Raw genomic sequence first — 12,879 nt, 5'->3', positions numbered from 1 at the left:
AAAAATATATTTATTAAATATAAGGATGATTAGGCGATATTTACCAACTAACTATGGAAAAATAGACGGAAATCTAGCTTTGATCTCTTGGATGACTGGGATATTTGCATTTTTCACCCTTATTTTGCACCGTTATTTTTTATGGGTAGTTTTCAATATATTGATCAGGACAAAAAATGTAAGTACAAACATAATTGCCTGAATGATAAATACAGGGTAAAGTAAATCTCCTTGGGCATAACGATATCCAAAACTGACTATCGTTACCGGAAATGTAAATGCTAATCCAACAGTTGCCCAATCGCTGTACAAAGGGTCGTCAGGATAAATAGAACATACAGATAGTGTACCTATACTCACATAAATCAATGCGATAAAAAATGGGCCTTTCCTTTTCTTAAGGTATTTGATCATATCTATTTGGCTAATTTATTTGGCCAACGCAATATAGCAATTTACAAGGATTGGTTATATCTCTAAAAAGGCATTAAATATTTTTTGCACTTGAACTTTAAATTTAATACACTCCCTTATCAAAAACATCAAAATTTATTCAAGAAGTTCTCTAGCTCATCACTGTCAGAAGAATTATTGTAATTTTCTATATCAGAATAGGCCCTACCTTAACGCGGCCCTAACCGCTTTTTTAAATCGGGTTTTTCGGAAAAATCCAATTTTCCCAAAAAGACTTAAATAAATCGCATTTTGAATTCGCGTATCAACTATACCCAAATTGCCTGATCAATGATTTCCACAATTAGGTGGTCAAGATTTCAGAAATTTCAATGATATTCTTATTTTGCTTTTTAGCTATTTTGTATTTAAGTTTGAATTGTTTTAACTACCGACTATAAACATCCCGTAATTATGGATTACACCGTTTACTCTGATATGCAAATTTTTGAATTGGTTTGTAACGGCGATGAGCGGGCCCTTCAGCACTTTATGTCGCGTTTTTGGCAACAGTTATTTAAAACAGCTTTTCATACCTTTCCAGATGCTGTAGTATGCCAGGAACTGGTACAAAATGTATTTATTAAAATCTGGGGAAATAGAGAGAAAATCAGGTTAAAGTATTCAATTCATACTTATCTATTCAGTTGTATTCGTTATGAAGTATTCCATGAAATCAAAAAAACGATGAAACATGCTGAATTAAAAAATGACGAAATCAACTACATAGATTCATTTGACCCGCTTATAAGAATGGAATACACTGAGCTGCTCGACTATGTTGAACAATTAATCGATAACCTTCCAGAGAAATGTAGACAGATATTCTATCTCAGTCGAATAGAACAATTAAATAACAAAGAGATCGCCCTGCAGCTAAACATTTCTCCAAAAACAGTAGAAAATCAAATCTCTATCGCCATTAAAAAGTTAAAGCAAGATATTTCTAAGAATACTATCTTATTCTTTATTTTCCTTTAAAATTTAATCAATTCAAAAACAAATACTTACATTTTATTTTATTAAAATCGAAATTTCCTTTTGGGGGTAAATTCAAAAATTGCACTCTATACCATAGAATCAATTTATAATTTCATGAAGGAGCCTAGATTAATATACTTAATCAAAAAAATTCTAAATAAAACTTCCACAGACCAAGAAATGATGGAAGTGGATAACGATTTATTGAATACCTACCACCACGCTCTTTTAGACAGTCAGGACCTTGCGGATAAAGATGAAATGGGGAAAAAAATACAGCAAAATGTATTAAAGGCCATTCGTGAAAGTGAGCATAGAAATAGGCTACAAAAATTGACGAGACGCTACCTGCCTTATGCGGCAGCCATATTAATCATATCAAGTATAGGATTTCTATTCTATATCAACATCATATCCGACCATTTGGATAACCCAAAACAAGAACATGCAGTGCTTAAACCTGCCCACGACAAAGCTGTGCTACAAAACGACAAAGGCAAGCTGGTCAAACTTTCAGGACAAAAGGCAGGCGACACGATCCAATTTGGGGCATTACTTCTAAAAATAGAAAAAGAGGGTGTTATTAGCTACAAAAAGCAGGATGCCGATGTTACCGGTCCACCAAAACTAGTCACATTAAAAACCCCGAAAGGAGGAAAGTTTCAGATCAATCTAGAGGATGGAACAAAAGTATGGCTCAATACCGAAAGTAGCATTGTATTTCCCGAACATTTTGATAGGGATCGGCGACTGGTCTCTATACAGGGTGAGGCCTATTTTGAGGTTGCGGAATCCAGGTCAAAACCATTTATTGTTCAGGGAGACAACTTCGGAGTCCGTGTATTGGGAACCAAGTTTAATGTATCTAGCAGAACAACCAATAAATTTTCAAAAGTTGCTTTATTACAAGGTTCAGTACAGCTAACGTCGAAAGTAGGGAACAAGATATTAAAACCCGGAGAAAGGGCCACGATGGATGCCTCTAGAGTTATCTATGATAAATTTGACCCTGAAACTGAACTCGCATGGAAAGATAATTATTTTATTTTCAAAGATGAAAATATCAAATCTGTAATGGATGAATTAGCCCAATGGTACGATGCCGAAATCATATTTCAGGGCAATGAATGGAACGACGTAAATTTTAATATTCGCATATCCAGAAGAGAAAATATAGAAGAAATCTTGTCCATAATGGAATTCACAAAATCCGTGCAGTTTAAGATCGAAGGAAGGAGGATCTATGTCATAAAAAAATAACCAATTACTAAAACTAATAAAGCCAAGATGCTCGAACATCTTGGCCGTGAATAAAGTTTTAAAATTTTCAGTCAAAAACTTAATAACCTTTTAATTCCTCACAAATTTATGAAAATAATATTGGGAAAGGAACATGCTATGTCCTTATCTAAGATAATCCTAATGATGAAATTTTACATATTTCTCGCTTTTTTAGCTACTGTAAAGGCCAACACGCCCGTTTACAGTCAGAAGGTGAGCCTACATTTTAAAAATAGTAGGCTGGATGAGGTGCTTACAGAACTCAGCAAGCAGGCGCACGTCGACTTGGTCTATGACACCAAGCTGCTGAAAAATGCCCGCCCCGTGACGCTTAGTCTGAATGGGGTTTCACTCAATGACGCGATGAAAGCTCTTGTCGAAGGGCAAGGCCTAGAGTTTGAAGTAAGGAAAAAAACCTTGGTCATTCGTCCCAAGATAGAAAAACTGGATATTCAGAACACAAACTATCCGACGGAGATCCAAAAAAGTGTCAGTGGAACGGTCAGCGATCAACAGGGCAATCCATTGGCCGGGGTAACAGTCAGAATAAAGGATTCTCAACTAACCACATCAACAGATAACAAAGGTAATTTTACAATTTCCCCTCCAACTGGAGAACAGGTACTGACATTCAGCTTTATCGGTTACCAAACCCTCGAACGCAAAATTAACAAAGACCGCGAGAGTTACCTGACTGTTACCTTAACCTTGGCGAGCAACAACTTAGACGATGTCGTTGTTGTGGGATATGGTACACAGAAGAAAATTACAGTCACCGGTTCGGTAAGTTCAGTGAATATGGCCGATATGCGGACCCCTGTTCCAAATCTATCGAATGCACTGGCTGGAAAAGTAGCCGGGATCATCTCTGTTCAGTCTAGTGGTGAACCGGGTTATGATAATTCTACTTTCACCATCCGTGGTATAGGCACCTTCACCGGAAATAAATCACCATTGATTATAATCGATGGTGTACAGCGGGACGATGTCAATGGAGGCTTCGCTGGATCTTTCAATAATATAGACCCCGAAGATATTTCGAGTATATCGCTGCTTAAAGACGCTTCGTCTACAGCGATGTACGGTGCAAAGGGGGCAAACGGTGTAATGATCATCACAACAAAAAGAGGCGTTGCCGGTAAACCTAAAATCTCCTTCAAAGCTGAATCTGGGTTTTCAAGTTTCACGAAAACTCCGCAGATGCTGGATGGTATAAAATATATGGAACTCCAGAATGAGGCAAGAACAAATATGGGCTTAACACCCGTATACTCTGATGAACTGATCCAAAAAACACGGAGTGGCTTGGACCCTTATATGTACCCCAATGTCAATTGGATAGGCGAAGTATACAAGAAAAATTCCTTCTTAAACAATTTCAACCTGAATATCAACGGTGGCGGAGAATCTGTGAAGTACTACATTTCTGCATCTTATTATAATCAAAAGGGTCCTTACAAGGTAAGTAATATAAATAATTACAATCCCAATTTAGATTTTAAACGTTATGATTTCCGTAGCAATGTTGATGTCAATTTAACGAAAAGTACCTTGGTTCAGCTTAATTTGACGGGTATGTTGGTCAATTCAAGATATCCTGGAATATCGGCCGGAAACCTATGGTACCTAGCTTATGCAACTACACCCGTCGCCTACCCCACCAGGTATCCGGACGGAAGATGGGCAGGGCCTTTAAATAATGGCGGCAGCAATCCGTTAAATGAGGTTCAAAATAACGGTTATTCTGACGAGTTTAAACCGGTTATCCAATCGGTTCTGACCATCAATCAAAAACTAGATGCGGTTACTGAAGGGCTTTCTGCTTATGCTCGTTTTTCATTTGACAGCTATGGTGAATTCAATAACCGTAGGTCCGGAAGGAATGACTTATGGCAAGCAACAGGTCGTACACCACAAGGAGAGCTTATCTTCAACCAGACCCGCGTGGGTCAGCAATTCCTTGATTATAGCCAAGAATCAGCCGGTCAACGCGTTATGTACCTTGAAACCAATTTAAATTATGACCGTACTTTCAATGACCATAAAATAGGCGGAATGTTACTCTATAATATGCGAAACCGCTTGGTCAGTTTGGCCGGCTCGGTGATCGGTGCTATCCCCTACCGCAATCAGAGTATTGCAGGACGGATTACCTACGGCTTCCGGGATAAATATCTTGCGGAGATCAACGCCGGCTATACGGGATCTGAAAATTTTGAGAAAGGCAAGAAATTTGGTCTATTCCCTTCCATTTCGGGTGGCTGGGTCATCTCCAACGAAGAATTCTTCGAACCGCTGAAAAACACATTTAATCTATTAAAGATTAGGGGATCCTATGGAGTTGTCGGTAACGATAACATTGATGGGGGCAGATTTCCCTACTTAACACAAATTGGCGCTGGTGGAAATACAGGTTTTGGCCTGAATGGGACTTCGGCAGCGGGAATGACCGAGAATGTACTGGGCGTACAGAACCTCACCTGGGAGAAGTCTTATAAAAGTGATATCGGTCTAGAAATCGGTCTCTGGAACAAACTCAATATCGTATTGAGCAGATATCATGAAAACCGGAAGGATATTCTTATCCGGAGGAAATCAATCTCTTCGATTGCCGGTTATAGTAATTTGAATGTTTTCGCGAATCTTGGCGAAATGAACAACACCGGAGTAGACGCAAATCTGGAATACAATGATAAATTCGGCGGTGTCAGCATGCGTTTGTTCGGAAATGTAACTTACAGTAAAAATAAAATTATTTTTGCCGACGAGCCGATCCGCAAATATAGTTATCAAGCTGAAACAGGAAAACGTTTTGGCGAATATAAAGGGTATGTGGCTACAGGTTATTTTGTAAGCAATGAGGAAATTGCCAACTCACCCGAGCAAAAGTTTAATCCAGTGCAACCAGGTGATATCCGTTATAAAAACCTGAATAGTGCTGACGACAATGTCATTGATGCTTTTGATGAGACCTACCTTGGTAAATCGTGGTTTCCAACATGGCTATTTGGTGCTGGATTTGGAATCTCCTATAAGGGCTTTGATCTTTCTCTATTCTTTCAGGGTGTTGGTGATGTTGGTATTATGGCAAATGGTTCGGGAATTGATTTTCCGGGAGGTGGGGCTAAGGGCGCTGGCGTTATCCCATTTTCGGGCATTGGACTTTACCCCAACAATACCATGTCTATTGTCGAAGATCGCTGGACAGCTGATAATCCACGCCAGGATGCCTATTACCCACGCCTTACCATGGCGAACAACTCGGACAATAATTACCTGAATAGTACCCATTGGCTAAAGGACGGAGCTTACACACGGTTAAAACAGGCTTCAATCGGTTACAATATTAAAGCTAAAGGATTAGACAAGCTCGGATTTAACGCACTATATGTATATTCTTCGGGGCAAAACTTACTGACTTTCAGCAAATTTAAGCTTTGGGATCCCGAGTTGGGTGATAATGGCGCTAAATATCCATTGAACCGCATGATCACCTTTGGTGTTCGGGCACAGTTTTAAACCTATTTAATCTTAGCAAACATGAAATACAGATCAACAAAATATATTGCTTTGGGCTTACTGACACTAAGTTTAATGCAAAGCTGCACTTATCTCGACAAAAAACCGGACAATCTACTGACCTCCGATATGCTCTGGGAAACCCGCGCCAACGCAGAAGGTTACCTGAATCAGATTTATAGTTATGTAAAAATGCCCGTGGATGACTATACCGTTTTGGGAGCAAGTGACGAAAACTCGTGCAATATCCCAAGTGTAAATGTACGCAAGATGGTTGCAGGCAACTGGAATCCCCAAAGTGCTTATTGGCAAGAGTACTGGAATGATGCGTATAGTGCTATCAGACAATCATTTGTTTTCGAAGAAAACATCGATAAAGTTCCGGAAAGTGCGATGGGCTCTGACCTCAAGATACAGTATAAAGCCGAGGCAAGATTTCTCCGCGGATGGTTTTATTGGAAATTGCTCCGCCAATATGGTCCGGCAGTATTATTGGACAAACCACTTGGCTTAAATGAAGACTATAATAATTACCCTCGCAACTCATTTCAGGAATGTGTGGATTATATCAATAAGATGATGGATATGGCTGCGGCTGATCTGCCTGTTGTTTGGTCCTCCTCGGCCAATTACGGACGCCCGAGTAAAGGTAGCTGTCTAGCCGTAAAATCACAGGTAGCTCTTTGGGCTGCCAGTCCGTTATGGAATGGGAATCCCCGCTTTGCCGACTTTAAGAACAAAGACGGAAAAGCTTTAGCTCCGTTGCAAAACGATCCCAGCAAATGGAAAATAGCCGCTGATGCTGCAAAAGCTGTCATCGATTTAAATACTTACAAGCTTTTTACAAATCTGGAGGAGGGAGATACCAATTTCGACCCGTACCTGTCCTTCCGTGATCTCTTCCTCACGAGCTTTAATAGTGAGATCATATTTTCTACTCACAGAGCCGATACCTGGCAATGGGGGCATGAAAAACGAAGCGCTCCTGAACCAGGTGGTATCAATATGATGAATGCGACTCAGAATGTGGTGGATGCTCACCTGATGCGCAATGGTAAAACCATAGACGACCCTACCTCCGGCTATAAAGAAGATGGCTTTGTGCAGCAAGATGATCCCGCTAACTATGGAAAGTCAAGGGACGGAGTAAATAGAGGCTACATCACGGGTAACTCTTCGATGTATGTGGACCGCGAGCCACGATTCTATGTCAACATTCTATACAATGGTAAGCCAATATTACCTGCGCCTACAACGGATGATCGTAACTATTTTTCATCGGATGTCAATAAAGATGGCCGTGGTAGAGCAGAATTCTATTATTCGGGAAAAGCAGGTGCAGGACAAAATTCAAATAGCGCTGACAAAACTGGTTATATCGGGCAGAAAAATGTGAGTCCAGCCTCCAACATCCGCCAGGACCGTGCTGTTTACCGTCCATTTATTCATCTTCGTCTTGCGGAGATCTACCTAAACTATGCCGAAGCAATGAATGAAGTCAACCCTGGCCATCCAGATATTCTAACCTATTTAAATCTTGTCCGTCAGCGGGGCGGCTTGCCGAAACTTGAATCGGTTTACCCTCAGGTGGCTGGCAACAAGGATGAACAACGCAAATGGATCTTGCGTGAGCGGCAGATTGAACTGGCTTTTGAAGGAGACCGTTATTTTACGCTAATCCGTCGCTTGATGATGGGAAATCCCACTGTTCAGACGATATATCGTCTGAACGTTAGTGCCAACGATAATGGTCAGGGCTTTGCTTTTCAGGATTTTTATAAACGGCAAACGCTGCAAACCCGGTATTGGAATGACAAGATGTATCTATTCCCCATCTTACAAGATGACATTGACAAGAATAATGCGCTTGTACAAAACCCGGGATGGTAATTAAAATATGGACTTTATTTTTAAAGATTTATGAAATTAACATATAACGCAACTAGTTTAATCTTTTTTGCTCTCCTTATCCTTAGTCTAGCTGGCTGTAAAAAAGAGGATGCCGGTTTTACCCACGATCCCAATACCCCCATAGTCATTACCGACTTTCTTCCAAAACAGGGATCTGGAGGAACTGAGGTATTGATCAATGGCGAGAATTTTTCCTTGGATACCGCAGCGATAGCTATAAAAATAGGTGGTGTTCCCTTAAAAGTTATCGCTTCCAATGGTACACAGATCATGGCTGTTGTACCGAAAAAAGGAGGAACCGGCCCTCTTGAAATTTCGATCGGTGGAAAATCCGGCACTTCGAAAGATACTTATACCTACCTTTACACAAGAACGGTAACCACATTAGCGGGTAATGGCGCTGCAGGATTTGCCAATGGTAAAGGTACCGATGCCATGTTTAATTTTAGCGGTGAAGCCTGGTACCGTAACAACGGTATAGTCGTGGATGACGCATTAAACGTATATGTAACTGACCCAGGTAATCACTGTATACGAAAAATAGACCCGAACGGAAACGTAACAACATTTGCAGGTTCTCCAGGTAATGGTGGTTTTGCTGAAGGGAAAGGCACTGAAGCACGTTTTAGTCTCCCCTATGGCCTTACCATAGATGAACATGGAAATCTGTATAGTGCTGATCCAGGTAATTGGGATATCCGAAAGATTTCTCCAGACGGAACCACCAAAATCGTTGCTTGGGGCCATAGTGCCCCATGGTTTATCGCTTACGACAGAACTTCAAAAAAAATCTATTACAATGTCGTTGATTCACCGGCCCCTATCTACCAGATCAATTTGGACGGTACGGCCTCTAATACTGTTATCACCGGACTGAATTATCCTGCGGGTATGGCCTGCGGTTCAGATGGCAGTCTTTATATCGCTTTACATGGCGATAATCAAATCCGCCAATATGATCCAAAAATCTGGAAGTATACCGTTATTGCTGGAACGGGCAAATATGGCTATAAGAATGGCCCAGGGAAAGACGCCGAATTCGCACTCCCTTGGGGCATTGCAGTCGACAGTCAAAACAATATTCTAATTGCTGGAAATGGTACCAATGGCGGCGATAGTAATTCTCCCGACCAAAGCATCCGCTTTGTAGACGGCAAAACATATCAGGTAAGTACCTTTGCAGGATCGGGCAAGTCTGGCTTCATAAATGGTATTGGAGAAGCGGCGGCATTCAATGTGCCTGAAGGCGTTGCCGTTGACAAAAACGGAACTGTGTATGTACTGGATAAAAAGAACAATAGCATTCGTAAAATCATATCAGAATAAGAATTCTGTAATTTCAATGAACAGCCTCTATTAAAAAGGAGGCTGTTATTATATACAGCCCTATCAATGAAATTAAAATATTTATTTTCACTTTTATTAATTGCTCAAAACACAACTCTGTCGTGTGCATCCTGTAAGAAATGCGCTCCCTTAGCTCATAATCAGACCAAGATCCCTCTGAAAAACAAATATGTCGACATAAACGGTAACGATAACAATTTGGGTACTAGAAATGCCCCTTTTAAGTCTATTTCAAAAGCAATCGCCAGCGCTTTGCCCGGTGATACGGTATTTGTAAAGAAGGGAACTTATCATGAGAAGGTATTTATTTCAAACTCCGGCACGATTGAAAAGCCGATAGTCCTAATACCCTATTCCAATGAGCTAGTTCGTATTAATGGAGACGGACTGTTAATTTCCGAAATGGAAGCGTTACTAACGATAAGGAAGGCAAAAAATATACAGGTCGAAGGGTTTATAGTTGAAAATTTTAGAACAAGCGCCAAAGGAATTGATATAAATGGCATTATTATCGACAAGGGATCAAAAAATATTAGCCTCCGAAAGAATACAATCCACCATATCGAAAATAATGCTTCTCCACAGGATGGACGAAGTGGACATGGTATACTTGTTATAGGCAATACTGCCGAACCGCTAACAAATATTATTGTTGAAGAAAATATTGTTCACGATTGCAATACAGGATATTCTGAAAACATAACCGTCAACGGGTATGTTGACGGATTTACTATTCGCAGAAATAAGGTTTATAACGGTGAAAATATAGGAATAGTCGCTGCAGGTGGATATGCAGGTAATGCCAATCCAGCACTTAATTATGTACGCAATGGTCTGATCAGCGAAAATGAAGTTTACGATATTAATGGAAAAACAGGTCCTATTCCTGCGTTTGAAAAACATAATGGCGCCATCGGAATTTACATTGACGGTGCGCGAAATATAATCGTTGAAAGAAATTGTGTTTATCGTTGTGGCCGGGGTATTGGACTCGTAAGTGAAACTGATAATTTTCCCACACAGGATTGTATTGTACGGAATAATTTAATTTATAACAATTCCCTTGCGGGAATTAGTTTAGGTGGTTATCTTAATTACACCGGCGGTGGAACGATAAGATGCTATGTTGTCAATAATACCTTATATAAAAACAGCTTAGATCGTGGATACTTTGACGAGTTCGAAGGAGAAATCCGATTGGTCGAAAATTGTATGGATAATGTACTACAAAACAATATTATTTATACAATACCTGGACAGCCTTTTATAAACAAATATACCAAGTCGGGACGAGGCAATAATCTGGATTATAACCTCTATTTTAGCGAGAACAACGCTACTTGGATATGGGAAGGACAGACCATCTTATCTTCTGACCAATGGAAAAAAATCTGTAAAACCGATCTGCATTCTAATTATAACCAAAATCCATGTTTTGTGAATCCAACCGCAGCTGATTATAGCATAAAAAGAGGTTCTCCTGCAAGATCTTCCGCTAACTTTATTTCCCAACAGATCAATGGAAACTTAGATCTGAGCGGAAGACCGAGAATAGTTAAGGGATTGCTGGACAAGGGAGCCCATCAGCATAAATAAAAAACATCAGCGTGTTTTTGAATAGTGAAAAGTTTAGGCATTTAAAATTAGCTCGGGTATGAAATCAATTCATTACATTAGCTGAGCAAAATTCCTCATTGCACAAGTACAGAGATTTACAAAAATTTCTATCATGTCATTACGCAGCATAGAATTTTCTTGTAGATGAATCTCGAAAGTGGCGTTTGTCGGATAATACCTTTGTTCAAAATTTCAAAAATGAAAAAAACGTTTATTTTACCAGTTCTTGTTATCGGATTTTTAATTTGGTTTTTGGCAACGTTGGCTTTCCGATTTGCGGGACAATTCTTTTTTATTACCGATTCACCGGTCGTACTTACTAGTTTATATGCAGCAGTAATTCCTGCATTGATTTTGATTTCAGTCTTAACTTTCAAAAGATTTAAACTTTCAGGTTTTGAAAATATAGTCGCTGGCGTGCTATTGGTATTGCCGGGAATGATTCTCGATACATTCGCTATTCAATTTTTTGAAGAGATCTTTCCCAATATGCCGTCAAGCCGAGCTGCAACATTTGGTTCTTGGCTCATGTGGGCTTATAGCGTTGTATTATTAACATCAGTCGTTACAGGACTGCGACAAAATAGGATACTTGGCGGGGACTGAAGAACAGACATGCGCTATGGTAATAAATACCGTTTAGCGTCCTCTTTTCAGCATGCCTATTTCAATATGTTTTATAGTTATATCGTGTTCTCAACAGCATACACTGCCAAAGGTTAATAGAATATTACCGGAATTTATTGATTTTTTAAATAAGACCCATCTCTATAATCGCAGCCAGTTCATCACATCCCATGACCAATAGATAACGCAAACTATTAGGAACATAACCAAAGAATTTTTTGAAAGCTGCAGTAAAATGGCTTGCGTGCTTATAACCAAGTTTATTTCCAATAACGCTGATCGTTAATCTGTGATCTTTTAATAGATGTTGTGCTCGCTGCATTTTACACTTCAACACAAAATTGAATATCGTTATTCCATAATAGCTTTTAAAGTGCTGTTTAAGATATTGAACATTGGTCCCAACTTCTTTTGCAAGTTTATGTATGGTATAGGTCTCATGAAGGTTTGTTTCGATAAGCAATTTCACCTGGCTAATTTTCTCAATATCTGATTCGCGTAGTTCCAGTTTATTGGATGGAATACCGGGCTGCACAGCATCCATTAGGGTTGAGAGAATAAAAAGTGATTTGGACTTATAAAATGCAGGTAATAACAAACTGCTTCCATTCATTCGTATTAGATCCTTAGCTTTTACATACGTTATAAGCGACGTCTCCTCTGAAATTTTCTCCGCATTTAGTATTGCATCATTTATCGCAACTATATGCTGCTCGGAAATATCCATTTGCTTAAGATAAGAGTCTCGATATAACAGTATGAGACAGCGCGAATTGCTATGTTTGGATGTGATACTGACTGTATTCGCATGCAATCGTAGCAACATACTACTGCCCTCTTTCAAAACAATTTTCTTCGGCCCCGTTGACAAGCTGCAGCCCTCTTCAATAGCTATAATAACAAGATAGCTCTTATCTTCCGGAACAATGTTATGGTCTGTGTACGGATAGACCATCCTTACTTTATAATCCGGATGATCGTATTTAAATGCTTTTTTTTCTGCTTGAAGTAACTCCATCGAATAGAAATTTCCAATAGTATAAGTCTTATTTCCGATTGCGTTATTCGGTAAATTATCTTAGCAAGTATCTTCGTAAGCTATTTATTTAGACTTAATATAATCAAAGGTATTGAAATCATACT

The 12,879-nt window shown here is 39.5% G+C and carries 9 protein-coding genes; 7 read left to right on the top strand and 2 right to left on the bottom strand.

Translation table 11 applies throughout. From position 1 onward, the window contains the following. Positions 1-132: 132 nt before the first annotated feature. On the bottom strand, positions 133-414 hold the full coding sequence (locus L1283_RS01500) for a hypothetical protein (protein WP_429625670.1): 282 nt from the start codon (positions 412-414) through the stop codon (positions 133-135). Between the two features lie 453 nt (positions 415-867). Here L1283_RS01500 and L1283_RS01495 point away from each other — a divergent pair, with 453 nt between their 5' ends. The 7 genes from L1283_RS01495 (at position 868) to L1283_RS01465 (ending at position 11,715) form a co-directional block, all read left to right on the top strand. Continuing rightward, positions 868-1,434 carry an RNA polymerase sigma factor gene (locus tag L1283_RS01495; protein WP_394676007.1) on the top strand — a complete coding sequence of 189 codons (567 nt, stop codon included), beginning with the start codon at positions 868-870 and terminating at the stop codon, positions 1,432-1,434. A gap of 114 nt (positions 1,435-1,548) precedes the next feature. Beyond that, the gene (locus tag L1283_RS01490) at positions 1,549-2,694 is read left to right on the top strand and encodes a FecR family protein (RefSeq protein ID WP_429625669.1); all 1,146 of its coding nucleotides are present in this window, start codon (positions 1,549-1,551) and stop codon (positions 2,692-2,694) included. A 162-nt stretch (positions 2,695-2,856) separates the two neighbouring features. Further along, positions 2,857-6,234, top strand: a complete 3,378-nt coding sequence (locus L1283_RS01485) for a TonB-dependent receptor (protein ID WP_429625668.1) — start codon at positions 2,857-2,859, stop codon at positions 6,232-6,234. 21 nt (positions 6,235-6,255) lie between these two features. Beyond that, positions 6,256-8,124, top strand: coding sequence for a RagB/SusD family nutrient uptake outer membrane protein (locus tag L1283_RS01480; protein WP_429625667.1), 1,869 nt, complete (start codon positions 6,256-6,258; stop codon positions 8,122-8,124). 30 nt (positions 8,125-8,154) lie between these two features. Further along, positions 8,155-9,471 carry an IPT/TIG domain-containing protein gene (locus tag L1283_RS01475; protein WP_429625666.1) on the top strand — a complete coding sequence of 439 codons (1,317 nt, stop codon included), beginning with the start codon at positions 8,155-8,157 and terminating at the stop codon, positions 9,469-9,471. A 66-nt stretch (positions 9,472-9,537) separates the two neighbouring features. Then, complete coding sequence (locus L1283_RS01470; protein WP_429625665.1) at positions 9,538-11,088, top strand: right-handed parallel beta-helix repeat-containing protein; 1,551 nt, start codon at positions 9,538-9,540, stop codon at positions 11,086-11,088. A 219-nt stretch (positions 11,089-11,307) separates the two neighbouring features. After that, positions 11,308-11,715: a DUF5367 domain-containing protein gene (locus L1283_RS01465; RefSeq protein WP_248932350.1), complete on the top strand. Its 408-nt coding sequence runs from the start codon at positions 11,308-11,310 to the stop codon at positions 11,713-11,715. Between the two features lie 145 nt (positions 11,716-11,860). Here L1283_RS01465 and L1283_RS01460 read toward each other — a convergent pair whose 3' ends face one another. Continuing rightward, positions 11,861-12,754 carry a helix-turn-helix domain-containing protein gene (locus L1283_RS01460; protein WP_429625664.1) on the bottom strand — a complete coding sequence of 298 codons (894 nt, stop codon included), beginning with the start codon at positions 12,752-12,754 and terminating at the stop codon, positions 11,861-11,863. Positions 12,755-12,879: the final 125 nt, after the last annotated feature.

The sequence above is a fragment of the Sphingobacterium sp. HSC-15S19 genome (assembly GCF_050433745.1).
In the GTDB taxonomy this organism is placed as follows: domain Bacteria; phylum Bacteroidota; class Bacteroidia; order Sphingobacteriales; family Sphingobacteriaceae; genus Sphingobacterium; species Sphingobacterium siyangense.
This window is presented reverse-complemented; position numbering and strand designations above follow the sequence as displayed.

What these genes read in the sequence shown, in the direction of transcription:
- L1283_RS01500 (WP_429625670.1), bottom strand. Translation starts at nt 414, where the DNA reads ATGATCAAATACCTTAAGAAAAGGAAAGGCCCATTTTTTATCGCATTG.
- L1283_RS01495 (WP_394676007.1), top strand. Translation starts at nt 868, where the DNA reads ATGGATTACACCGTTTACTCTGATATGCAAATTTTTGAATTGGTTTGT.
- L1283_RS01490 (WP_429625669.1), top strand. Translation starts at nt 1,549, where the DNA reads ATGAAGGAGCCTAGATTAATATACTTAATCAAAAAAATTCTAAATAAA.
- L1283_RS01485 (WP_429625668.1), top strand. Translation starts at nt 2,857, where the DNA reads ATGATGAAATTTTACATATTTCTCGCTTTTTTAGCTACTGTAAAGGCC.
- L1283_RS01480 (WP_429625667.1), top strand. Translation starts at nt 6,256, where the DNA reads ATGAAATACAGATCAACAAAATATATTGCTTTGGGCTTACTGACACTA.
- L1283_RS01475 (WP_429625666.1), top strand. Translation starts at nt 8,155, where the DNA reads ATGAAATTAACATATAACGCAACTAGTTTAATCTTTTTTGCTCTCCTT.
- L1283_RS01470 (WP_429625665.1), top strand. Translation starts at nt 9,538, where the DNA reads ATGAAATTAAAATATTTATTTTCACTTTTATTAATTGCTCAAAACACA.
- L1283_RS01465 (WP_248932350.1), top strand. Translation starts at nt 11,308, where the DNA reads ATGAAAAAAACGTTTATTTTACCAGTTCTTGTTATCGGATTTTTAATT.
- L1283_RS01460 (WP_429625664.1), bottom strand. Translation starts at nt 12,754, where the DNA reads ATGGAGTTACTTCAAGCAGAAAAAAAAGCATTTAAATACGATCATCCG.